This window comes from gamma proteobacterium symbiont of Lampromicra miyakona (assembly GCF_059730895.1).
On sequence record NZ_AP035932.1, the window covers coordinates 534,323 to 556,939 of the forward strand.

Below are 22,617 nucleotides of genomic sequence, written 5' to 3' on the forward strand. Positions count from 1 at the left end.
ATCGCAGGTTACACGCTGCTTTTCAGCTGGCTGGATTGCTGATGCCGCTGCTGCGCCAGCTCAATCAGGCGGGTAATCAGATCGCTGTAGCTCAGGCCGGCCGCCTGCCACAGTTTGGGATACATGCTGATGTTGGTGAAGCCGGGTAAAGTATTCACTTCGTTGACAATAATGTCGCCCGTTTCGGTGAGGAACACATCGACGCGCGCCATGCCAAAGCACTCCAGCGCCTGGAACGCGGTAATCGCTACAGCCCGAATGGCCTCGCTGGCTTCCGCACTGATGTCAGCCGGGACAACCACCTGCGCGCCGCTCTCGCTGATATATTTGGTGTCATACGAGTAGAAGGCGTCGTGCACCACAATTTCACCGCACGGGCTGGCTTCTGGCGCCTCGTTACCCAGCACCGCGCACTCAATCTCACGGCCGCTGATGCCCTGTTCAATCAGCACCTTGCGGTCAAAGCGGAACGCCAGATCCAGCGCTGCGTCGAATTCGTCCGGCTGCGTCACTTTGCTCACCCCAACGGATGATCCCTGATTGGCTGGCTTGATAAACAGCGGCAGGCCAAAGCGCGCGATCACCGCCTGCACATCCAGCGTCGCGCGCTGCGTCTGGGTGACGCTTAGCCACGGCGCCACTTTCAGGCCGGCATCGCGCAGCAGGCGTTTGGTGAAATCTTTGTCCATGCTGACCGCGGAACCCAGCACATCCGACCCGACAAACGGCAGATTGGCCATGCGCAGCAGTCCCTGCAGCGAGCCATCTTCGCCCAGCGTGCCGTGCACAATCGGGAAGATGACATCCAGCTGCGACAGCGGCTGCGCCTGCTGCCGCGTAATCAGCTGTTCCGCGCGGCTGCCGGGCACCAGCGCCACGTTTTCACCGGAGCGGTTCAGGGCAATCAGCGCCGGATTGTCGGCGTTGAGCAGAAAGCCTGAAGCGTCATTGAGATGCCACTCGCCCTGTTTGTCGATCCCCAGCAGAACCACGTCGTATTTGTTTTTATCGATCGCCTCAAGAATATTTTTGGCCGACTGTAACGACACTTCATGTTCAGCCGACTTGCCGCCAAATACGATACCTACCCGCTGTTTTGCCATTGCTCTTTGTCCGGTTGCAGTAAAGCGAGCAGCTAAGATAACACGCCCAGGACAGCGCTCAACAGCGCCGCGATTATTCTGCAATCGATCGGTCGCCAGACCGCATTCAATCGGGCTTTGCCCACTTTATTCATAAATATTCTCCACCGTTTGAGACAAGTCTTGGACGGCCTGAAAGCTGCCTTCTGTCAGAATTTTCCCAATTCAAAGAAAAGTCTGCGGTGGACGATGCGTCCACCGTTTTTTGTCAGGTTTACAGGAGTCGGGAAATGATGGACCAGAAGCAGAATGCCGTGGAGCAGGATGCGCGTTCTGTTGCTCGTATCGAAACCACCGTGGATGACACGCTGTTAAAAAGCGTGGCGTGGATTTGCAAACACTACAAACGCGAGAAGAGTGAAGAGGCGCTGGTCGCCGGCCTGCCGAAAGCGACGCTGCTGTCGCCGTCACAGGCCATGACCGCCCTGGAGAACGCTGGCATTACCGGCGGCATGGTCGAACGCCGCCTGCAGGATCTGCCGGAGCAGCTGATGCCGATGATACTGCTGCGGCAGAACGGCGGCGGCTGCATTGTGCTGTCGCGGCGCATTCACACCAATGAGGAGAATCAGCGCGAGCTGCGCTTCCAGCTGATCATGCCGGAGGTGAGTGATAAAGCGGTGGAGATGAGCCTGGCGGAGCTCAACGAGATTTACGCCGGCTTTGCGGTGATGGCGAAACCGGCGGCGGTACTGGATGAGCGCGCCAGCGAAATGCTGCCGGAGGTCAAAGGCCACTGGCTGTTCAGCACCCTGTGGCGCTACCGCCGTTACTACCGCAGCGCCGCCATCGCCGCCGTGCTGATCAACGTACTGGCACTTTCCAGCATCTTCTTCACCATGAACGTCTACGATCGCGTGGTGCCGAACCAGGCGTTTGTTACGCTGTGGTCGCTGGCGATTGGCGTCACCATCGCCATGATCTTCGAAGCCATTACCCGCTTTGTGCGGGCGCATCTGCTGGACATGGCGGGCAAAAAGGCCGACCTGGTGCTGGGCAGCATGCTGTTCCGTCAGGCGTTGTCGATCCAGATGGAGCACAAGCCGGCCTCATCAGGCACTTTCGCCAACCAGATCCGTGAATACGAATCGGTGCGCGATTTTGTTGCTTCGGCGACGCTGGCGGCGATTTCGGATCTGCCGTTTATCCTGATGTTCGTCGGCGTGATCTTCTTTATCAGCGGTCCGCTGGCGATTATTCCGTTGATGATGATCCCGCTGATCATCATCGTCAGCGCCGCGATCCAGTGGCCGCTGGCGCGCATCATGAAAGAGAATCTGCGCGATGCGTCGCTGAAACAGGGCGTGCTGATTGAGTCGGTTGAAGGCATGGAAACGCTGAAAGCCGTGGGCGGTGAAGCGCATATGCAGCGCCGCTGGGAGAACTTCAGCGCGCTGCAGTCGGCTAACTCAATGAAGTCAAAACGCTATTCGACGCTGGCAACCGGCGTGGTGACCTTTCTGCAGCAGTTTCAGACCGTGATGCTGGTGGTGGCCGGGGTTTATCTGATCAACGCTGGCACCTTCACCATGGGTGCGATGATCGCCACCGTGATGCTGGCCAGCCGCGCCACTGGCCCGCTGGGTCAGGTGATTGGTCTGGCGGTGCGTTATCAGCAGGCCAAAGCGGCGCTGACCTCGCTGAATAAGCTGATGGAGATGCCGGTCGATCGCGACAGCAGCAAAACCTACCTGACCGATCCGCCGCTGACCGGCGAGATCTCGCTGAGCAATGTCAGCTTCTCCTATCCGGCACCGCCGATGAAGCCCAATCCGGAAATCCTCAAAGATATCTCGCTGACCATTAAGGCCGGTGAGCGCGTGGCGATTCTTGGCCGCATCGGTAGCGGTAAATCGACGCTGTTACGCGTGATGGCGCGTCTGTATCAGCCGGTGAAAGGGCAGATCTCCGCCGACGGACTCGATGTTAACCAGATCGATCCGGCCGACTGGCGCAAAGCAGTGGGCTTCGTCAGCCAGGATGCGCGCCTGTTCTACGGCACGCTGCGCGAGAACGTGATGATTGGCCGGCCGGATGCCACCGCGAATGAACTGCTGCGTGTGCTGAATCTGACCGGTCTCGATCACGTGGCGGCGCGCCATCCGAGCGGCATCAACCTGTCGGTCGGTGAGGGCGGTGAAGGGCTGTCGGGCGGTCAGCGTCAGTTAGTGTCGCTGGCGCGAACCCTGCTGACGCGGCCCAAAGTGCTGCTGATGGATGAACCGACCAGCGCCATGGACAGCATGACCGAAAGCCAGTTCCTTGCGCATCTGCGTCGCGCCAGCGAAGGCCACACGCTGATCGTCGTGACGCATCGTCCGTCAATTCTGGCGCTGGTCGACCGCATCATCGTGGTTGAGGAAGGAAAAATTGTCGCGGATGGCCCGAAAGAGCAGGTGCTGGCCGCGCTGGAAGGTAAAGGTAAAACCCGCCAGCCGCCGCGTCAGGCGGTAGAGCAGGCGGCGCGCGCACCCGCGCCGGCTAACGATGCTTCGGCAACGTCAGAGCCCGCCGTCGCCGCGGCAGAGGAGGCCGCAGTATGATCAAGTTAATGCCATGGCGCAGCCGCAGCAAAAATCTCTCAGCTGCGGATGCCGAATTCATGAATGACGTGCAGGCGTCCCTGCTGTCGCAAACCACGCCGGGATCGAAACTGGTGATGTGGATCATCATCGCGGTGATTGGCATCGGTCTCACCTGGGCAAACTATGCGCGGGTAGAGGAGATCACCAAAGGCGACGGAAAAGTGATTTCCCGCAGCCGCGAGCAGGTGATTCAGAGTCTGGAAGGTGGCATTCTCGCCGAAATGAACGTGCGTGAAGGCACGGTGGTCAACCGGGGCGACGTCCTGCTGAAAATCGATCCGACGCGTGCGCAATCAAGCTATCGTGAGGCGCTGAGCAAGGTGATTGGCCTGAAGGGCAGCATTGCGCGTCTGCGTGCCGAAGCCTACGCGCAGCCGCTGACGTTTGACGAGCAAGTGCAGAGCGATCCCGCCGTGGTTGCGCAGGAGACCAAAGCCTATGAATCACGCAAGCGCGCGCTGAACGACAGCATTAACTCACTGCAGCGCAGCTATGCCCTGTCGATGCGTGAAATTCGCCTGGCGGAGCCGCTGGCGGCGAAAGGATTACTGTCTGAGGTTGAACTGCTGCGCATGCAGCGCCAGGCGAACGACATCCAGGCGCAGATTGTCGAGCGGCGTAACCGTTACCAGTCTGATGCCAACACCGAACTGGCGCGGCTGGAGCTGGAGCTCAGCCAGGTAAGCGAAAACCTGATTGGCCGCGCGGACGTGGTCGAGCGCACCACCATTACCGCACCGGTGCGCGGCACGGTGAAAAACGTGCGCGTCAACACCATCGGCGGCGTCATTCAGCCCGGTGAGCACATCCTGGAAATCGTGCCGCTGGAAGAGCAACTGCTGGTGGAGGGGAAAATCCGTCCTTCTGATGTCGCCTTCCTGCGTCCGGGGCTGCCGGCCAAAGTGAAAATCACCGCCTACGACTTCGCCATCTACGGTGGACTGGATGGCCATGTGGAATACATCAGTCCGGATACGCTGAAAGACGATCAGAAAGCCGCTTCCGGCCGCCCGGATGACACTTATTACCGCGTGTTGATCCTCACCGATAAAAGCACGCTGCACGCAGGCAATAAAGATCTGCCGATCATTCCCGGCATGGTGGCCACGGTGGAAATCCGCACCGGCGAGAAAACCATCCTTGATTACCTGCTGAAGCCGGTACTTAAGGCGAAAGAAGCCTTCCGCGAGCGTTAATAACCATGAAAAATAATAATATGCACCGTCGCGCAGCGGCGCGGCGCCTCTCTTTGCTTGCCGGTTGCATTACGGTCATGATGGCTCCGGCCATCAGCGTAATGGCCGATTCGACCAGTGAACTGATGATGTTTGCCGAGATGAGCGGACATCGCCCGGCCGCCCCCGCTGCGGCACCGGTACGCAGCGTGCCGGTACAGCGCGTGCCCGTTGCGCCAGCCCAGCGCTTTGCAACCGCGCCGGCACCGCAACCGATGTTTACGCAACCTCAGGCCGCGCCGGTTGCACCACCGGTCGCCGCGCCACGCGCTCAGCCGGCACCAGCGCCGGCACCTTCACCGGCCCCAGCGCCAGCAGCGCCGATTGCACCACCGCCAGTGCAGCCGGTACAGGGCGGCGGTTTTCTGACGGAGGAGCAGCGCCAGCCGGAACCCAGGCAGACGAATCCGCTGCTGAAATCGGTACGCACTTTCAACCCACAGCAGCCTGCGCCGGTGCCGGTGAATGAAGCAGAAGTAAAAGCACAGAGCGAGTTCAGTTATGTCAGTCCGCCAGTAGCGGAAACCAGAACCACTGCCGCCGATGCCGCCGTGGCGCGTTCACCGGTCAGCCTGAGCGGCGCGGTGGATGAAACCGTGGCTGAATCCGAGCTGCGGCAGAAATTCCTCTCGGCCGCGCGCATCACCTGGCGCATCAGCCCGGCGCTGAAATCGTCCGTGGCGCAGACCGATGCCGCCGCCGCCAGCGTGGATGAGGCGAAAGGGCAGCGCTGGCCGCAGCTGGATGTCAGCGCCAGCTCGGCGACCAAAGAGTTTGGTGGCGGGGTAAAAAGCGACGGTAGTCAGAGCAACGTGCCGGCGCTCGGCGTGTCGATGGCGACCAACCTGATTGATTTCGGTCAGACCAGCCGCACCATCGAGAGCCGCGAAGAGCGCGTGACCTCGGCGCAGCAGGCGGCGCAGGCGCAGCGTGAAGAGCTGGCGATGCAGGTCAGCAACGCGCTGATTGAGTGGAACAAGCAGCAGCGGATCATTGCCATCAGCCAGCAGTACGTGGCGCGCATGACCGAACTGACTACCATGCTGAGCGGCATTGTGCAGTCGGATACAGGCCGCCGCAGCGAGCTGACGCAGGCCAAAGGCCGATTGCTGCAGGCGCAGAGCTATCTGGAGAATGCCGAGTCGCGCGCGCGCGATGTCGAGATCACGCTGAACCGCCTGATGGGCAACAGTCGCGTGACGCTGCCAGCCAGCGATCGCTGGGCGATGAATTTTGGCGATCTCAATCGTCAGCTGGCCAGCCTGGATTATCATCCGCTGATCCTGCGCGCCAGCGCGGAAACGCGAGCGGGGTTTAAAGAAGCGGAGGCGATTAAAGCTTCCGGCCTGCCAAAACTCAACTGGACGGTAACCAAAAGCACGCGTGAGGATCAGCTCGGTCGCCAGCAGGCGTGGCAAACCGGCATCAACGTTAGCTGGGGCCTGTTCCGCGGTGGTTCAACCAACGCGCAGGAGATTGCGGCGATTAAACGCGCCGAAGCCAGCCGTCAGCAGGTACAGGAGCAGCGACGTGATCTGGAAAATCGCGTGCGCGCCGCCAGCCAGGATGCACACTCCATGGCCGATCGCGCCGCGCTGTATAAGAGTCTGATTGTCGAGTCTGACCGCATCCGCAAAGACTTTTTCGATCAGTGGTATCACCTCGGACGCCGCTCGCTGCTGGATGTCCTGAGCGCCGAGAGCGATCTGTATAACAACCAGGTGAGCGAAGTGAGCAATCGCTTTGACAGCTACGCGGCGATCATTCGCGGCTACTCCAGTGCCGGCATCCTCAGCCGCTGGCTCACCACCGGACGTTAAGCGTCAGCGCGCTGTGGCGGGTTAGCCGGTATCAGAAACAGCAGCGCAACCGGGATGGCAGCGAACGGCAGCAGGGCTGTGGCGGCGCTGCTGCTGTAGATCTGCGCAAAGAGTATCGCCCCGACAATTTGCCCAATCGCCAGCGTCAGAAACGCCGCCGCCACGCCAGAGGCCGCATTCTGTGGCGTGGCGGCGGCACCCGCAACCAGCAGAATACCCGACAGCGTGACATATCCCGCGCCGCACAGTGCCGCCGCCGGTACCAGCCAGTAGCTAAAGTGGGTGAGTGCCGCCAGCAATAGCAGCGGAACGGCCATCGCCAGCTGCGCCAGCCAGTATACCTGACGCATACCGATGCAGCGTGCCAGCGGGCCGGTCAGCGCGCCGAGAATGCCGGCCGCGCCGCTAACCAGCCACAGCATACTGGCGTGGCCTTCGTTCAGGTGGCTGTGCTGGCGTAACACATCCGGTCCAAAACACCACCACGCCGCGCTGGCGACACCGCTAAGAAAAGCGATGATAATCACCCGCTGCAGCGCATGATTGTGCAGCCGATCGCGCCAGCCAACCGGCGATCCCGGTGGATCGGCACGACCGGCGGGCAGGCAATAGCGTGCCAGCAACAGGCTGATTAACGCCAGCGCGGCAAAACAGCAGCAGGCCGCGCGCCAGCCGCCGGGCATCAGCATAAAAATGGGCACTGACACAATAATGCCCGCGCCGGTGCCGGCGTTGATGAGCGTATTAGCGGCGGTTTGCCGCGACGCGTCAATTTGCCGGCTCACGGCACTGGCGAGCGCCGGCGAAGCCAGTCCGGCACCGAGACCGGCGATAAGCAGCCCACCGGCAATCAGCCATGCGCTGCTGGCAGCGGCCAGCAGCAGTAAGCCGAACATAGCCGTCAGCGCTGCCAGTATGGCGGTGCTGCGCACGCCCCAGCGCGCCAGCAGCAGCGTGGCGCCGGGCGTGGCCAGGCAGTAAGCCAGATAGCTGCAGGCGGCCAGCATGCCCGATGCGCGCGGGCTGAAGCTGATCTGCTGCGCCACCTGCGGCATCATCATTCCCCAGGCAAAACGTGCCAGTCCGTAGGTCACGGCGATCAGCATAAAGCCGCTTAGCGTCAGGCGGAGTGAAGCTTTCATGGCGTATTCGCCATCAGTTGCTCAGCCGCCAGACGCGCAGTGACCGCGGCCTGCGGACCGTCAACCAACCCGGCCATAATCGCCCCTTCAAACAGTATCCAGATGGCATCGGCCAGCGCTGACGGCGAATTTCTGTGCGAGTGCGCCACGCAGGCACGGATGTAGCCGCGCTGCCAGTAGCGATAATCCAGCGCCTGCGCCGCCAGCTCAGCATCCTGCTCCGCATACTCACCGTACGCTTTGGCAAAAAAGCAGCCGAGCGATCCTTCCGCCTGCATCCACTGTTCCAGCACCGAAAACAGCTGGCTGATGGCTACCGGATCGTCTGGCTCTGACAATAAATCGGCAAAGCGCTGCCGGCGCGCGGTCATCACCGCGGCAGTTAACCGCTCGCGCGACGGAAAGTGCTGATAGAGCGTACGCGTGGAGACCTTCGCCTCACGGCAAATGTAATCGGTGCTGGTGGCATGAAAACCGTTGTTGTAGAACAGCCGCTCGGCAGCGTTCAGGATGTGTTGTTTTTTACGCATACCTTAAAAAGTAAACCGATCGTTTTACTTTTGCAAAGTTGCGGGAGCGAAAAACGGGTGCGAGGCGGTTAATCACCGCCTGTTTCGAGGATGCAGCTTTGAAGAAATTATCAATCAGGAAACGCGCTTAGCCCAGTCGGGCGATGCGCGATCGGGCCTCATCCAGATGCTGTTGTAACGCGGCTAGGCAGGGCACAAAATGATCGGAGAAGCCATCGCAACTGTTCGCCAGAGACAAAAATTCCTCCGCCAAAGCTAGCGCTTCCCGCCATGTATCGCTGCTGACCACTTCCGGCAGGGACGCAGGCCGCAGCGTATTCACGATGGCGCCGCCCGCTCTGGGCGCAAAGCCCATCGGCAGAATGTCATAAGCCGGCGCGAGGTGGTATGGACGGCCATGGCGACTGATGAATGACAGGTTACCGGCGTGCATGTCGGTATTGCCGATCAGCATGCCGAATGCCCAAAGCCTTGCCGTGCTATTAGCGGCCTCAGAATGGACACACTTTTCCGCCACAAGCTGGTTGACGAGGACCGGCCAGCTTGCGCTGGCATTGCCGACGAACTCCGCATCAAGCGCCCGCAGCGAAAACACGCCGATACGGCCCATTTTGCCCACCCGATCAAAGCGGGGGATTTCGAGGAAGCGCTGCCCTGCAATATCAAACACGTCGGTCTCAACATCCAGTACTTTCAGGGCCAGATGTTCAGCCATCAGCAGATCGCGCCAGCGTTCGCTGACTGGGTTGTCATCTGCTGCGGTGAATTTCACCAGCACATGACCGCGTTCGGTATAGGTGCAGAATTTTGGCTGCTCGCCACCCGCAGATGAGCCCGGCACCTCACCAGCGCCCGCGGCCCGCGCCAGCTCGGGATACGCCGTCTCGCGCTCCACGGGAGTCGGTTCGGGCATTTCCAGGAAACGGCTGCGCGCCTGCTCGCCGATCAGCAGGTTGCCGATCGCATCATGACCTTGCGCCAGCAGCGCTCTGACCACATCTGCGTCCGCCCATTGTTCGGGATTTGCCGGCAGACCGAGCCCGCTGGCATAAGTCGAGGCATACGCTCTGCCGAGATAGCCCTGTGGTCGCATGTCAAACAGCCACCACGGCAGCCCGTCACTGTGAAAGCTTTTATGGTCCGCCTGCACCATCACGAACCCTTCCGGACGAACCGGAATCAGCTCGCCGAGAGGTTTGATTTGCCCCTCATCGGTAACGCGGTAAATCGGGGCCGAGCGGAATCCGCGAAACGCATCCCGCAGGGCATATTGAATAGATGGACCCGCCCCGATTTTGACTATGCCATCACCCAGTTCTCTAATCGCACGGGAAAGCGTAGGCTGGCTTATACCCATTTTTTCAATGATTTGCCTTGCTGTCATCGGCCCGCTATAGAGAAGCTGGCGTATGTTTTTTGAATGTAATGACATGTGTTTGAGTAGCTTTTGAATAGTTTTGTGAATAGATATATGAATAGTTTTTGAGTAGTTATGTTAGCAAGTAAATAGCTGGCAGTCACTGGGATGTGCCACGCTTGGTGTGCAAATGTGTGGTTCTGTAGGAAGTTGAGGCTGCATGCAGGCTTAATGAGATAGATTCTCGCGTCGTTGTTTGTAAGTGGCGATTGTTAACACAATGACAGCGTGAGGCAGTATGAGCCGGAAAGGCCGGCAAGACAGGTGATTTCAGGTTGAAAGTGGGAAGGGTGCTGCGCATTGGAGTTTTAACTGTATCAGCAAAAAGCGCTGACCTTACATCGCTATTGTTTAAATCTAAATAGCAAAGCCACCTGTTTAAGGGTGACTTAAGTCAATCAGATGAACAAGTGATTGGCGGCCTTCGCCAAGTTCGAACCACCGAACAAGCGATTATGAGTCCCAATTTGAAGTGAATTAAATCAGTAATTTACTGATTTTTATATTTTTTTGGCTGAATAGTGATGAAAAGTGACACATAGCGTTGAGCTCTGCTGCCACTTTGGTGCCACTTCAAATAGTCATCTTAAGTTTGATTTACATAAATATTACAGTCAAATTGAGGTAGGCAGCCTGTTTAAATGAGGAGGCAATTAAGAAATTGGCATCATCTATGGCTCTCACTTTTTACACTCCCCTAGAATTTATTAAAACATTGAATGCATTTTACTCGTTACCCTTACTCTTTGCCTCTGACTTGATTGCTTTTGCAAAGTGAGACATCGTTTCAATTGCCTCCCTGGCAAAACTTACTTCTGATTTCTTCAATAGATAGGTTTCGGGCCATTTCAATTCTTCTTCAAGTATTTTAAGCATGGCTTTATATTTTATATCATTACTACTACTTTCGTCACTAAGGCTTTTAATAGCCAAATATGACATCATGTATTTGTCAAAAATAGACTTCACTTTTATATGATAGGTCGAGGTATCAACAAAGTGACGATATTGTTTAAGAAACCAAGCAGATAAAAATTCGATGAAGATAAATAATAAAGAGCAAGATACCATTCCATAGATATATTGTTCTTTGAAGTCTGTGAGCCATGATAAAGTTTGCCACGTTATAATGGATATTATAAAAAAAGTTATCCCGCCTTTTGAATAAGATGTTCCCTTATCTAAAAGAATTGAAGCTTTCTTATCTGAAGTATAAGCTTGCTCTAATAAAACACGGCGAATTTCATTAAAGTAATTTTCGAATGAGTCAAACATGTTTCCTTGATCTAATGTCTTGGATTCAATTACTTTAGATACAATCTCTTCAATGCTTTGCTCAGAGAAGTTGTTAGAATTTGCTTTGAGATAATTCAACTCATTGAGTATTTTTTTTTCAAAAATTTGAGATTCATTGTCTCTACTGTCGTCTACATCAATAAACTTGTCTTCTCTTCTTAGCTTGGTCAACTTGCTCATCTCGCCGCTTATCATTATAAACCCTGGGATGGCAATGCATACTCCTAACATGATTGGGCCAAATTTCTCAATAAAATATGATGGGCCCATATCTGAGCTAAATAGAATTGCAATGCCCAATCCTACATAAATTAAAATGCCGGAGAGTATAACTTTTGGTCTTGTGGCAAATTTATGGAAAATTGGTATTCCAGTGCGTTTGGTTCGAACAGAGTTATTATCTTCTTCAATTTCATTCATTTTTCTTTTTCCATTTTCTGTAGAGGATTGAGTAACGCTGCTTCAGCTAAATGATCTGGCGCAAAATGTGCATATCGCATAGTTACCTTTATGTCCGTATGGCCTAATATTCGCTGAAGTACAAGAATGTTTCCGCCGTTCATCATAAAATGAGAGGCAAATGTGTGGCATAAAACGTGCGTTAGCTGCCCGGCAGGTGTCTCGATACCAGCGTGTTGCATAGCCTTTCTAAATGCTGAATAGCATGGTTTGAATAGCTTCTGCGCTTTCCTGCTTGATGGCAATTCAGCCGGTAATTTTTCGGTTATCGGCACCGTCTGGCTTACCTTTAGCTCATTTTTACACAGAGAAATCTGACCAGATTGGCTCTCATCCTCCCTAAAACACCGTTTTATGTTCGAACAAAATTCGACAATTCAAAAGTTATCTCACTTTGCATATGATTTTCACCGAAAAAAGGGATATAAGCTCAGTAAAATTATTTGTAAAAGCATTATTGCGCGATAGCTAAGGTACGACAAAAACAAGCGTAGTTAGTCTATTACGAATTGGTAATCAAAATCCTCAATACGCTTCTACTTCATATTCCTGGGCTGATCACTGTTACGTAGTGGGTGACTACAGCAACGACAACACCTTTAAAAATCTCTTAAACCGGCTCTCAGTTGATGAAACCTGGCTCCGGAGCCTCTTATCTTCATTTTTTACGCTTTAGAAGGATTACCAGTATTAGAGAAAGCAGAATCGATATAGAAATATTGACTATTAATATAAAATCAATAACCGACTCATCACCATAGATCTGCAGGGCGTTGGCGATTGAATAAAATATTGATGCAGGAACTAATAACGCGATCGCTTTAGAGATTGCCACGCAACAGATGATAAATAACAAAATGAGTAAAATAATACGCATCATCAGTACACCTTTACCGTTCCATAGGCTTTCAATTGACTACCTGGAATATTGAGAGTGGGGCCGGCTCGCAGGAACATATCGCGCATGTACTGAAACTGGATAGGATGAGCAAGTGTAATACAGCCTTCGCTAAGACCGAGCGGTCCTATGGGATGGAGCCTGAAATTCCCACGTCTGACGCCCTCCACAAACGTGTAATCATCAATTTTGCCGTCATCGCGGTAAAGACCAAACCAGGTAGTCCGATCCGTTCCGTATATTTCTTTCAAAAACCTCTCACGCCAGGGACCTAATCTTCCACCTGATGGCCGCTCAACGATGTAATAACGTCCGCGCACTAATGGGCCAATATCGGGGACATGAGTTTTATCAGGATTATTACGGCCATCTTTCTGGCCTGAAAATGCGGGAAAAACACCAATGCCCGGACAATTGAGTGAAGTCATTTCACGACGATTTAATAACAGATAGCAGCTGTAAGACATAACGATTCCTTTTGTTAAGTCATTTCATAAGCTTACTAATCACCATTCAATCATTTAAAGCGATTAGTCTGGTCAGGCTTTGCAGTTACATATATTTAAAGCGGCACCATCCAAAATGAGGACGGAAAAATCACCATAGAAGTGATTTAAATACATGATTTATGAAGATTTGGTGGCCCCTGCTGGGTTTGAACCAGCGACCAAGCGATTATGAGTCGCCTGCTCTAACCACTGAGCTAAGGGGCCAGCGGAGCGGGGATTATAAAGTATCTCGGTGGGGCGATCCAGCGTTGCGCAATCGGTTGGTGAAAATTCCCGCAATCACTGAGTCCTTGATCTCACAGCAAAAAATCCCGCAACCCTGACAGATGCGCGCAATAAGCGCCCACTGCTGTCGCGTTTTTGAGACAAGGCTTGCTGCTGCCTTGTCTCCGGATGCGCAGGTTCAGCGATAGCGCGTGGCGGGCTTATTCAGCGAGATAAATGGCAGGATGGCGCCGCGCGCCTGCTCAAAGCTGTGCCACAGGCCCATATCTTCTACCGAAGGGATGGTGATCGCTTCGCCGTCATCCAGACCGCGCAGCGCGGCGGCGACTAAGTCGTCGACCTCCATTACCATCTCTGCCGGCAGGTCATCCACCGAGCGCCCGGTGCGCTGAAAGATTTCGGTGCGCGTCAGGCCCGGCAGCAGCGCCTGCACGCGTACGTTGTGGCCCGCCAGCTCACGCTGCATATTCCGCGTCAGCGAGAGCACAAAAGCTTTTGTCGCATTGTAGGCTCCGTTCGCCTGTTCGTTGACCAGCGCCAGTACCGACGCCACGTTCACGATGGTGCCCGCGTTGCGGCTGCGGAAAACCTGCGCAGCCGTATGAGAGAGCTGCGTCAGCGCCACCACGTTCAGTGCCAGCATGGTTTGCGTCTGGTCGATGCTGGCGTCGATAAACTCGCCTTCCACCGTCATGCCCGCATTGTTGATCAGCGTGGTAATACGCGTATTGTCTCGCAGCTCGCTATCAATACGCGCCAGATCCTCATGGCGCGTCAGATCCGCGGCCAGCACGCTGACTTCCACGCCGTGCGCTTCGTGCAGCGACTGCGCCAGTGCGCTCAGACGTGCAGCATCGCGCGCCACCAGAATCAGGTCGTTGCCGCGTGCGGCCAGCTGTTTAGCGTAAGTTGCGCCGATACCGCTGGAAGCGCCGGTGATTAAAGCCAGTTGGTGTGACATGGAAAAGCCCTCTGTATGATGGTCGTCATATTGGTGTGCTGATAATATGACGACCATCATATGCATCGTCAAGCTGGAATATGACGATCGTAATAATTACACTGATTGCCATTAGCGATGAGCAGGGTGATAACCGATGGAAAAGCTAAGCCATAAGGCGCGCACGCGGCAGCGCATTCTGGAAGAAGCGGCGGTGGTGATGCGCGAATGCGGCACCGAAGGCATTGGCGTGGCAGCGCTGATGAAGCGCGTCGGCCTGACGCACGGCGGGTTTTATGCACACTTTGCCTCACGTGAAGCGCTGGTCGAAGCGGTGATTAGCGAGATGTTTGCCGACTCGGCGCAGCGTTTTGCCGCCGTGCTGGCGGTTGAGGACCCGGCTGAACGGCTGAACCAGTGGATCGACCGCTATCTGTCGGACCAGCACTGTGGCGCGCCGGGTGAGGGCTGTCCGATACCGGCGCTGGTCAGCGAAGTGGCGCATTTACCGCCGGATGCGCGGGCGCTGTTTTCGGCGAAGCGCGAAGCGGTGCGGCGGCAGCTGGTGCAGGCGCTGCAGCAGCTGGGACATGCGCAGGCGGAGAGTATCGCCAGCAGCATGCAGGCCGAAATGGTTGGTGCGCTGGCGCTGGCGCGCGCCTGCACCGATGAAGCGGAAGCGCGCCAGATGCTGGATGTGACGCGTCAGGCAGTCAAACTGCGCGCCGGGCTGGTGACAGCATGAGCGATCACGACATCCGCGACATTATCGCACCCGATTTGCAGGTGCTGTTTTGCGGCATCAATCCGGGCAAATCCTCGGCGCATACCGGCTTTCACTTTGCGCATCCCGGCAACCGCTTCTGGAAGGTGATCCATCAGGCCGGATTCACCCGCGAGCAGCTGCTGCCGGAGCAGGAACAGCGGCTGCTGGAGACCGGCTGCGGCATCACCATGCTGGTAGAGCGCCCCACCATTCAGGCCAGCGAGCTGGCGGGCGCGGAGCTGCGTGACGGCGGCGCGCGTCTGCAGGAAAAGGTGCTGCGCTTTCAGCCGCGCGCGCTGGCGGTGCTGGGTAAGGATGCGTTTCAGAAGGCGTTTCGTCAGCGCAATGTGGCGTGGGGCGAGCAGCCGCAGTTGCTGGGCGAAACCCGTTTATGGGTGCTGCCCAATCCCAGCGGATTAAACCGCGCTTCGCTGGAGGAGATGGTCTCCGCTTATCGCCAGCTTCATGATTGGTTACAGAATAAGGCGTGAGCTGGCTCTGTTTCACAAAGTAATAACGTTGTTCATCGTTTTGTTTCTGGCTACACCGAATGCTCCACGCGAAAAAAAGGAGCAGGGAGATGAAGCAACGCACCATGGTTCTGGCGGCACTGCTGCTGGCGGCGCAACCGGGCGTCCAGGCCGCAACGCTGAAGGTATTCAGTTCCGGCGGTATGTACCCGGTGATTGAAAGCCTGAAGCAGGATTATCAGCAGCAGAGCGGTGACAGCATTGAGCTGGAAGCGGCGCCGTCGATGGGTGACACGGCGCAGGCGATTCCTAATCGCCTCAAACGCCATGAAAGCGCGGATGTGCTGGTGATGGTGGATTACGCCATCAAGCCGCTGGAGCAGGCGAAATGGGTGGATAGCGCCAGCCATCAGGTGCTGGCGCACTCGTATATTGCCATGGCGGTGAAGCAGGGCACCACGCCGCCGGATATCAGTACCGTCGCGAAGTTCAAACAGGTGCTGACCTCCGCCTCAAGTATCGCCGTGTCTGACAGCGCCAGCGGCAAATATATTCAGAGCAAGATGCTGGATAAGCTGCAGCTGGGCCCAAAAACGGCGGCGAAGATCACCGTGATTCCGGCCACGCCGGTGGGTGAGGCGGTCGCGCAGGGCAAAGCCGAGCTGGGCTTCCAGCAGAACAGCGAGCTGAAGGCGGTGAAGGGTATTACTGTCGTGGGACTGATTCCGTCGGCGGCACAGCAGGATACGCTGTACGGTGCGGTGATCACGCGCAGCAGCCAGCAGCAGCAGGCCGCGGCGAAGTTCGTGAAATACCTGCAGAGCGACAAAGCGCGCAGCGTGATGCAGGAGAAAGGGCTGACGCCATACTGAAGGCAATAAAAAACCCCGGCAAGCCGGGGTTTTTACTGACCACGACGATTAATCGTCGAGGAAGCTACGCAGCACTTCCGAGCGGCTCGGATGGCGCAGTTTACGCAGCGCTTTGGCTTCAATCTGACGGATACGCTCACGCGTTACGTCAAACTGTTTGCCCACCTCTTCCAGCGTGTGGTCGGTATTCATATCGATACCGAAACGCATACGCAGGACTTTGGCTTCACGCGCGGTCAGGCCAGCCAGCACGTCGTGGGTGGCAGAACGCAGGCTTTCCGAGGTCGCGGAATCCAGCGGCAACTCCAGCGTGGTGTCTTCGATAAAGTCGCCCAGATGCGAATCTTCATCATCACCAATCGGCGTCTCCATGGAGATCGGCTCTTTAGCGATTTTCAGCACCTTACGGATTTTATCTTCCGGCATCAGCATGCGCTCAGCCAGCTCTTCCGGCGTTGGCTCGCGGCCCATCTCCTGCAGCATCTGGCGCGAAATACGGTTGAGTTTGTTAATGGTCTCAATCATGTGCACCGGAATACGGATGGTACGCGCCTGGTCGGCGATAGAACGGGTGATAGCCTGACGGATCCACCAGGTGGCGTAAGTTGAGAACTTATAGCCACGGCGATATTCAAACTTATCCACCGCTTTCATCAGACCGATGTTGCCTTCCTGAATCAGATCGAGGAACTGCAGGCCACGGTTGGTGTACTTCTTGGCGATGGAGATCACCAGACGCAGGTTAGCCTCAACCATCTCTTTCTTCGCACGACGCGCTTTGGCTTCGCCGATCGACATACGACGGTTGATGTCTTTCACCTGCTCAATGGTCAGGCCGGTCTCTTCTTCAATCTGCAGCAGTTTCTGCAGCGAACGCATGACATCTTCTTCCACTTCCTGCAGTTTTTCTGACCACGGTTTGTTCATGGCCAGTGCCGCTTTGAACCAGCTTTCGCTGGTTTCATTACCGGTAAACAGGGTGATGAAGTTTTTCTTCGGCATTTTGCACAGTTCAACACACAGCTTCATGATCAGGCGCTCTTGCGTGCGCACGCGCTCCATCATTTCACGCATGTTGTTCACCAGGTAGTCGAACTGCTTCGGCACCAGGCGGAACTGTTTAAACACTTCAGAGAGATTATTAATCTCGGCCACGGCGTCCGCATGGCTGCGGCCTTTGGCTTTGATCACGTTGCGCGTGGTTTCGTACTGCGTACGCAGGTCGTTAAACTTCTCGCGCGCCAGTTCCGGATCGATAGAGTTATCGTCGTCGGAGCTGTCGTCGTCGCTCTCTTCGTCTTCCTCTTCGTCGTCGTCGCGGTCTTCTTCTGACAGCTCAGAACCAACGTGGGTCGCGGTCGGTGCCAGATCTTCCTCGGCGTTCGGATCGACGAAACCGGTGATCAGGTCAGACAGGCGTGACTCGCCCGCTTCAACGCGATCGTACTGATCGAGCAGGTAGGTGATTGCTTCCGGGTATTCGGCGACAGAGCATTGCACCTGGTTGATACCGTCTTCGATACGCTTGGCGATGTCGATTTCGCCTTCGCGCGTCAGCAGCTCAACGGTACCCATTTCACGCATGTACATGCGCACCGGGTCGGTGGTACGGCCAATTTCAGATTCAACGCTGGATAATACCTGAGCGGCAGCTTCCGCGGCATCTTCGTCAGTATCGGTGCTGTTTTCATTCAGCATCAGATCATCGGCATCCGGGGCTTCTTCCACCACCTGAATACCCATATCGTTGATCATTTGGATGATGTCTTCGATCTGATCGGAGTCGACGATATCTTCCGGCAGATGGTCATTGACCTCAGCATAGGTCAGATAGCCCTGCTCCTTACCACGGGTGACAAGCAGCTTAAGCTGTGACTGCGGGTTTTGCTCCATAAGACGGTATCCACACTTCTGTTAATTAGATTGGTGTCGGTCGGCAGCGAGCCAACTATAACAGTGAAGGCGTTGTGTTTTTGCCGCTGCCTTCAACGCGGCCAGGGCTTTGGCCCATCGTAAATCGGCACTTAAGCCGCTTAATATTCTGTCCGGCGCTAACTCACTTGCCATTTTCAATGCTGGCAGTGCCCGCAATCCTCACGTACGCCAGTACGCTCCGGTTGCTGCGCGCTGGCAGCCTTGAAACTGACAGCGACGTTAACGCCTCTGGTATGTATGCATTGCTTCCGGCTTCGCTTACAGCGACCATAAACCAGAAACATCAGGCAAGAACGGCGGCGCTATCAGCCTTCATCGTTCTGACCCGGTAAAATCTTATTTTTTGGCTAATGCCTGGCTTAATGCCCAGAATTCACGGCGTTCGGCGGCGCTCAGGCCCTCAGTCCGATCGCGCGCAATCAGTGCTTCGAGGCGCTGCTCCAGCGCAGCATCATAGATGCTTGCCAGCGAGTCCTGGAACACTTCTTCCGCTTCGTCATCTACGATCATGTGGTTCCAGGTGGCCAGTGTTTCAAGGGGCTGGCTAAATTCTGTCCCGCGATATAACTCTAGTAGCTGTCCGGTGGTCAGGCCAGGATTCTCAGTACAACGGCGGACTAACTCCACAAACAGTGGCAATCCCGCTAATTTAGACTGCTCCAGCCCGTCCAGCGCAGGCACGATGGCGGCAAATTGCGGATTCTGCACCAGCAACGCAATCAGCACGCGCATGGTGGTGCGTTTCATCGGTGGCGCCACCGGCGCGGTACCGCTTTCCGCCTGCTTCGGCATCAGCTTGTCTAACTGGTTATCGTCCAGAATGCCGAGTTTATTACCCAGCGTCTGACGCATATAAATCCGCAGCGTTTCGCCCGGAATCTGGCTAATCAGCGGCAGCGCGAGCGTTGCCAGCTTGGTACGGCCGTCGCGCGTACTCAGATCCACCTGCGGCATCAGGCTGTCGAACAGAAACGTGGAGAGCGGCATAGCCTGCTCCATCCGCGCTTCGAACACTGCTTTGCCCTCTTTACGCACCAGGGTATCCGGGTCTTCGCCATCGGGCAAAAACATAAAGCGTAGCTGACGACCGTCATTCATGTAAGGCAATGCGGTTTCCAGCGCACGCCATGCAGCTTCACGACCGGCGCGGTCGCCGTCGTAGCAGCAGATCACGTTATCGGTCGAGCGGAACAAAAGCTGGATATGTTCCGCTGTGGTCGAGGTGCCCAGCGAGGCGACAGCATAATCAATGCCGAACTGCGCCAGCGCAACCACGTCCATATAGCCTTCCACCACCAGCAGACGTGCCGGTTGCGGATGATTTTTTTGCGCTTCATACAGGCCGTATAACTGGCGGCCTTTATGGAAAATCGGTGTTTCCGGTGAGTTCAGGTACTTGGGCGTATCGTTGCCCAGCACGCGGCCACCAAAACCAATCACGCGTCCGCGCTTGTCGCGAATCGGAAACATCACGCGATCGCGGAAACGATCGTAGGTGCGGCCGCTGTCATTGCTGACCAGCATGCCCGCTTCCATCAGCGATTCACGATCTTCTTTCTGCTGACCGAAACGCTTCAGGACGTTGTCCCAGCCGGCTGGCGCATAGCCAATGGCAAAGTGATCGATCACCTGCTGGCTTAGCCCGCGTGTGGCGAGATACTGTTGTGCTGATTTTGCCTGCGGATTGCGCAGGCTCTGCTGATAAAAGCTGTCTAAACCTTCCAGCAGCTGATACAGGCTCTGGCGCTGATGGCGCTCCATCGGGCTCGGACCATTGCCCGCTTCGTACGGCACTTCTAAGCCGTGCTGCGTGGCAAGTTCCTCAACGCTCTCGACGAAATCCAGACGATCGTGATTCATCAGGAAGTCGATGGCGTTGCCTTTGGCACCACAGCCAAAGCAGTAGTAGAACTGCTTTTCACCGCTTACGGTGAAAGAGGGGTTTTTTTCGTTATGGAAAGGACAGCACGCGTGATAGTTCTTACCCTGCTTTTTCAGCTTAACGCGGGCATCGATAAGATCCACGATGTCCGTGCGGGCAAGTAAATCATTGATAAATACGCGTGGAATTCGTCCAGCCATAAGCCCCGGTTTTTCAGCTCATAAACGGCAACAAGCCGCGCTTCCTTTCGGAAAGCACGGCCTCTTACTTGACTCTGTCTGCGTTTAACACGCGGCGGAAGCGAACTTCCGAAAGAAATTAGTACAGACGAGTGCGGCGTGCGTTTTCGCGAGCCAGTTTCTTGGCGTGACGCTTAACAGCAGACGCTTTAGCGCGCTTACGTTCAGTCGTTGGTTTTTCATAGAACTCACGACGACGAACTTCAGCCAGAACGCCTGCTTTCTCGCAGGAACGCTTGAAGCGACGCAGTGCTACGTCGAATGGCTCGTTTTCACGTACTTTAATTACCGGCATGTAACTCTCACCTCGATAAAATTCGGTTTTTGCTGCTGACTGCGGCGCCAGCACTTTTCAAAATGGTGCAGCATTTTACTCCAGGCGCGGCTGGCTTGTAAAGCACCATGGACAATTTAGAACCAACAGGAGCGTTTGCCTGTGCGGCTGCCGGTTTTTTCAGGCCGTGGAGTATAGCGCACTCTTTGCGCGACAGAAAAACACTTTTTCGCGTGCGGAAGGGGGCAGGCGTCAGCCGGCCTGTGCTACACTGCGCGCCGCAAGAAGAGGGTGATAAAGCTATGCGAGTTCTGGGTATTGAAACGTCCTGCGATGAAACCGGCATCGCGATTTATGACGATGCGTCCGGTCTGCTGGCGAATCAATTATATAGCCAGGTGAAATTACATGCCGATTACGGTGGCGTGGTGCCGGAACTGGCCTCGCGCGATCACGTGCGGAAAACCGTGCCGTTGATTCAGGCCGCGCTGAAACAGGCGGGCTTGCAGGCCGGAGAGATTGACGCCGTGGCGTACACCGCCGGTCCCGGCCTGGTCGGTGCGCTGCTGGTTGGTGCCACCATTGGCCGCGCGCTGGCGTTCGCCTGGAACGTGCCGGCGGTGCCGGTGCATCACATGGAAGGCCATCTGCTGGCGCCGATGCTGGAAGACAACCCACCGGCATTCCCGTTCGTGGCACTGCTGGTCTCCGGCGGCCACACGCAGCTGATCAGCGTCACCGGTATTGGTGAATATACGCTGCTGGGCGAATCGATTGATGATGCCGCCGGGGAAGCGTTCGATAAAACCGCCAAGCTGCTGGGGCTGGATTATCCGGGCGGCCCGATGCTGTCGCGCATGGCACAGCAGGGCACGCCGGATCGCTTTAAGTTCCCGCGCCCGATGACCGATCGTCCGGGACTGGACTTCAGCTTCTCCGGCCTGAAAACCTTTGCGGCGAATACCATTCGCGAACATGACGGTGACGAACAGGCGCGCGCCGATATCGCCCGCGCCTTTGAAGATGCGGTAGTGGATACGCTGATGATCAAATGCAAGCGTGCGCTGGAGCAGACCGGCTTCAAACGCCTGGTGATTGCCGGCGGCGTGAGTGCCAACCGCACGCTGCGTGAACGCATGGCAACCATGATGAGCGCGCGCGGCGGCGAGGTGTTTTATGCTCGTCCGGAGTTCTGCACCGACAACGGCGCGATGATTGCCTATGCCGGCATGGTGCGGCTGAAAGGCGGCACGCGCGGTGAGCTGGGCGTCAGCGTGCGGCCACGCTGGCCGCTGGCGGAATTACCGGCCATCTGATGATAAAAAACCGGCTGCGCGCCGGTTTTTTTATTTCTTCTTTTTACGCTTCCACACGCGGTTTTCCTGACCGCGCCACAGGCGCTGAATATTGTCGTGATGGCGCAGCAAAATCAGGCATGACAGCATCGACACCGGAAAGGTGAACTGCGGCTTAAACCACCAGACATAAAACGGGGCAATTAACGCGCTGACGATCGCGCCCAGCGATGAGTAGCCGCTGAGCAGCACCGTCAGCAGCCAGGTGCCGGTCATCAGGCCGGTCAGGTCCCAGCCAATCGGCGCGATGGCCCCAAACGCGGTGGCCACACCTTTGCCGCCACGAAAGCGGAAAAACACCGGATAGATATGGCCGAGGCAGGCGGCGATGGCCGTGAGGCCAAGATACATCGGCGTGACGTGCAGCCACCAGGCGATCCATACCGGCACCATTCCCTTCGCCACGTCGAAAATCAGTACCGCGGCAGCGGCGGCTTTACCGCCAATACGTAACACGTTGGTGGCGCCTGGATTGCCAGAGCCTGCGCTGCGGGGATCGGGTAAACCAGCGAGTTTACAAACCAGGATCGCACTGGAAATCGAGCCGCAAAGATACGCGAAAATAATCATACCAAGCGCGATAGCACTCATAGCTTCGTACCGTTCCTTTTGGGTCGTTTTGTTCT

At 56.1% G+C, this 22,617-nt stretch carries 18 protein-coding genes, 1 tRNA gene and 1 pseudogene; 7 read left to right on the top strand and 13 right to left on the bottom strand.

The genetic code is table 11. The annotated features are described in order from the left end of the window. Positions 1 to 8 precede the first annotated feature (8 nt). On the bottom strand, positions 9 to 1,103 hold the full coding sequence (gene ddlA / locus AC6I8P_RS02570; protein ID WP_282955096.1) for a D-alanine--D-alanine ligase: 1,095 nt from the start codon (positions 1,101 to 1,103) through the stop codon (positions 9 to 11). 269 nt (positions 1,104 to 1,372) lie between these two features. Between ddlA and AC6I8P_RS02575 the strand changes: the two genes are divergently transcribed. The 3 genes from AC6I8P_RS02575 to AC6I8P_RS02585 are packed head-to-tail and all read left to right on the top strand — an operon-like array spanning position 1,373 to position 6,782. Next, positions 1,373 to 3,685, top strand: coding sequence for a type I secretion system permease/ATPase (locus tag AC6I8P_RS02575; RefSeq protein ID WP_021509682.1), 2,313 nt, complete (start codon positions 1,373 to 1,375; stop codon positions 3,683 to 3,685). After that, positions 3,682 to 4,923 (top strand): HlyD family type I secretion periplasmic adaptor subunit, encoded by a 1,242-nt coding sequence (locus tag AC6I8P_RS02580; protein WP_021509681.1) that lies wholly within the window; start codon positions 3,682 to 3,684, stop codon positions 4,921 to 4,923. The genes AC6I8P_RS02575 and AC6I8P_RS02580 overlap by 4 nt, the downstream gene beginning before the upstream one ends. A gap of 5 nt (positions 4,924 to 4,928) precedes the next feature. Next, complete coding sequence (locus tag AC6I8P_RS02585) at positions 4,929 to 6,782, top strand: TolC family protein (protein WP_264441945.1); 1,854 nt, start codon at positions 4,929 to 4,931, stop codon at positions 6,780 to 6,782. Here AC6I8P_RS02585 and AC6I8P_RS02590 read toward each other — a convergent pair. The 8 genes and pseudogenes from AC6I8P_RS02590 to AC6I8P_RS02625 all read right to left on the bottom strand — a co-directional run bounded on the left by AC6I8P_RS02590 (position 6,779) and on the right by AC6I8P_RS02625 (position 14,219). Then, complete coding sequence (locus AC6I8P_RS02590; protein WP_498027537.1) at positions 6,779 to 7,924, bottom strand: MFS transporter; 1,146 nt, start codon at positions 7,922 to 7,924, stop codon at positions 6,779 to 6,781. The genes AC6I8P_RS02585 and AC6I8P_RS02590 overlap by 4 nt on opposite strands. Beyond that, positions 7,921 to 8,454 carry a TetR/AcrR family transcriptional regulator gene (locus tag AC6I8P_RS02595; RefSeq protein ID WP_104188237.1) on the bottom strand — a complete coding sequence of 178 codons (534 nt, stop codon included), beginning with the start codon at positions 8,452 to 8,454 and terminating at the stop codon, positions 7,921 to 7,923. Before AC6I8P_RS02595 ends, AC6I8P_RS02590 begins: the two co-directional genes overlap by 4 nt. Before the next feature lie 127 nt (positions 8,455 to 8,581). Further along, on the bottom strand, positions 8,582 to 9,886 hold the full coding sequence (gene yjjJ, locus AC6I8P_RS02600) for a type II toxin-antitoxin system HipA family toxin YjjJ (protein WP_498030939.1): 1,305 nt from the start codon (positions 9,884 to 9,886) through the stop codon (positions 8,582 to 8,584). 711 nt (positions 9,887 to 10,597) lie between these two features. Further along, positions 10,598 to 11,587, bottom strand: coding sequence for a hypothetical protein (locus tag AC6I8P_RS02605; protein ID WP_247656311.1), 990 nt, complete (start codon positions 11,585 to 11,587; stop codon positions 10,598 to 10,600). Then, positions 11,584 to 11,907, bottom strand: a pseudogene (locus AC6I8P_RS02610) (tyrosine-type recombinase/integrase); the annotation flags it as partial. The pseudogene AC6I8P_RS02610 and the gene AC6I8P_RS02605, both read right to left, overlap by 4 nt. A 598-nt stretch (positions 11,908 to 12,505) precedes the next feature. Continuing rightward, the gene (locus tag AC6I8P_RS02615; RefSeq protein ID WP_104188241.1) at positions 12,506 to 12,991 is read right to left on the bottom strand and encodes a DUF2778 domain-containing protein; all 486 of its coding nucleotides are present in this window, start codon (positions 12,989 to 12,991) and stop codon (positions 12,506 to 12,508) included. 170 nt (positions 12,992 to 13,161) lie between these two features. Beyond that, positions 13,162 to 13,237: transfer RNA gene (locus tag AC6I8P_RS02620), tRNA-Ile, on the bottom strand. A gap of 199 nt (positions 13,238 to 13,436) precedes the next feature. Further along, positions 13,437 to 14,219, bottom strand: a complete 783-nt coding sequence (locus AC6I8P_RS02625) for an SDR family NAD(P)-dependent oxidoreductase (protein ID WP_497998224.1) — start codon at positions 14,217 to 14,219, stop codon at positions 13,437 to 13,439. Between the two features lie 136 nt (positions 14,220 to 14,355). Between AC6I8P_RS02625 and AC6I8P_RS02630 the strand changes: the two genes are divergently transcribed. The 3 genes from AC6I8P_RS02630 (at position 14,356) to AC6I8P_RS02640 (ending at position 16,306) form a co-directional block, all read left to right on the top strand. Next, on the top strand, positions 14,356 to 14,943 hold the full coding sequence (locus AC6I8P_RS02630; protein WP_498030940.1) for a TetR/AcrR family transcriptional regulator: 588 nt from the start codon (positions 14,356 to 14,358) through the stop codon (positions 14,941 to 14,943). Further along, entirely contained in the window at positions 14,940 to 15,455 is a 516-nt protein-coding gene (mug, locus tag AC6I8P_RS02635) for a G/U mismatch-specific DNA glycosylase (RefSeq protein WP_283342634.1), read from the top strand. The genes AC6I8P_RS02630 and mug overlap by 4 nt, the downstream gene beginning before the upstream one ends. Before the next feature lie 89 nt (positions 15,456 to 15,544). Further along, positions 15,545 to 16,306: a substrate-binding domain-containing protein gene (locus AC6I8P_RS02640; RefSeq protein ID WP_498030941.1), complete on the top strand. Its 762-nt coding sequence runs from the start codon at positions 15,545 to 15,547 to the stop codon at positions 16,304 to 16,306. Between the two features lie 48 nt (positions 16,307 to 16,354). On the opposite strand, the gene rpoD is transcribed toward AC6I8P_RS02640, so the two are convergent. The 3 genes from rpoD to rpsU all read right to left on the bottom strand — a co-directional run bounded on the left by rpoD (position 16,355) and on the right by rpsU (position 20,657). Next, complete coding sequence (gene rpoD, locus AC6I8P_RS02645) at positions 16,355 to 18,199, bottom strand: RNA polymerase sigma factor RpoD (protein WP_058759769.1); 1,845 nt, start codon at positions 18,197 to 18,199, stop codon at positions 16,355 to 16,357. Positions 18,200 to 18,577: 378 nt separating this feature from the next. Further along, a complete protein-coding gene (gene dnaG, locus AC6I8P_RS02650) occupies positions 18,578 to 20,323 on the bottom strand; it encodes a DNA primase (RefSeq protein WP_498030942.1) in 1,746 nt (581 codons plus the stop codon). Between the two features lie 118 nt (positions 20,324 to 20,441). After that, a complete protein-coding gene (gene rpsU / locus AC6I8P_RS02655) occupies positions 20,442 to 20,657 on the bottom strand; it encodes a 30S ribosomal protein S21 (RefSeq protein WP_001144069.1) in 216 nt (71 codons plus the stop codon). 281 nt (positions 20,658 to 20,938) lie between these two features. On the opposite strand from rpsU, the gene tsaD reads away from it, so the two are divergent. After that, on the top strand, positions 20,939 to 21,952 hold the full coding sequence (gene tsaD, locus AC6I8P_RS02660) for a tRNA (adenosine(37)-N6)-threonylcarbamoyltransferase complex transferase subunit TsaD (RefSeq protein WP_031280133.1): 1,014 nt from the start codon (positions 20,939 to 20,941) through the stop codon (positions 21,950 to 21,952). A 30-nt stretch (positions 21,953 to 21,982) separates the two neighbouring features. Here the strand turns inward: tsaD and plsY are convergent, their stop codons facing one another. Continuing rightward, the gene (gene plsY, locus AC6I8P_RS02665; protein WP_021509626.1) at positions 21,983 to 22,582 is read right to left on the bottom strand and encodes a glycerol-3-phosphate 1-O-acyltransferase PlsY; all 600 of its coding nucleotides are present in this window, start codon (positions 22,580 to 22,582) and stop codon (positions 21,983 to 21,985) included. Between the last annotated feature and the right edge of the window lie 35 nt (positions 22,583 to 22,617).

Coding starts and splice junctions, on each gene's coding strand:
- ddlA (WP_282955096.1), bottom strand. CDS start 1,103: ATGGCAAAACAGCGGGTAGGTATCGTATTTGGCGGCAAGTCGGCTGAA.
- AC6I8P_RS02575 (WP_021509682.1), top strand. CDS start 1,373: ATGATGGACCAGAAGCAGAATGCCGTGGAGCAGGATGCGCGTTCTGTT.
- AC6I8P_RS02580 (WP_021509681.1), top strand. CDS start 3,682: ATGATCAAGTTAATGCCATGGCGCAGCCGCAGCAAAAATCTCTCAGCT.
- AC6I8P_RS02585 (WP_264441945.1), top strand. CDS start 4,929: ATGAAAAATAATAATATGCACCGTCGCGCAGCGGCGCGGCGCCTCTCT.
- AC6I8P_RS02590 (WP_498027537.1), bottom strand. CDS start 7,924: ATGAAAGCTTCACTCCGCCTGACGCTAAGCGGCTTTATGCTGATCGCC.
- AC6I8P_RS02595 (WP_104188237.1), bottom strand. CDS start 8,454: ATGCGTAAAAAACAACACATCCTGAACGCTGCCGAGCGGCTGTTCTAC.
- yjjJ (WP_498030939.1), bottom strand. CDS start 9,886: ATGTCATTACATTCAAAAAACATACGCCAGCTTCTCTATAGCGGGCCG.
- AC6I8P_RS02605 (WP_247656311.1), bottom strand. CDS start 11,587: ATGAATGAAATTGAAGAAGATAATAACTCTGTTCGAACCAAACGCACT.
- AC6I8P_RS02615 (WP_104188241.1), bottom strand. CDS start 12,991: ATGTCTTACAGCTGCTATCTGTTATTAAATCGTCGTGAAATGACTTCA.
- AC6I8P_RS02625 (WP_497998224.1), bottom strand. CDS start 14,219: ATGTCACACCAACTGGCTTTAATCACCGGCGCTTCCAGCGGTATCGGC.
- AC6I8P_RS02630 (WP_498030940.1), top strand. CDS start 14,356: ATGGAAAAGCTAAGCCATAAGGCGCGCACGCGGCAGCGCATTCTGGAA.
- mug (WP_283342634.1), top strand. CDS start 14,940: ATGAGCGATCACGACATCCGCGACATTATCGCACCCGATTTGCAGGTG.
- AC6I8P_RS02640 (WP_498030941.1), top strand. CDS start 15,545: ATGAAGCAACGCACCATGGTTCTGGCGGCACTGCTGCTGGCGGCGCAA.
- rpoD (WP_058759769.1), bottom strand. CDS start 18,199: ATGGAGCAAAACCCGCAGTCACAGCTTAAGCTGCTTGTCACCCGTGGT.
- dnaG (WP_498030942.1), bottom strand. CDS start 20,323: ATGGCTGGACGAATTCCACGCGTATTTATCAATGATTTACTTGCCCGC.
- rpsU (WP_001144069.1), bottom strand. CDS start 20,657: ATGCCGGTAATTAAAGTACGTGAAAACGAGCCATTCGACGTAGCACTG.
- tsaD (WP_031280133.1), top strand. CDS start 20,939: ATGCGAGTTCTGGGTATTGAAACGTCCTGCGATGAAACCGGCATCGCG.
- plsY (WP_021509626.1), bottom strand. CDS start 22,582: ATGAGTGCTATCGCGCTTGGTATGATTATTTTCGCGTATCTTTGCGGC.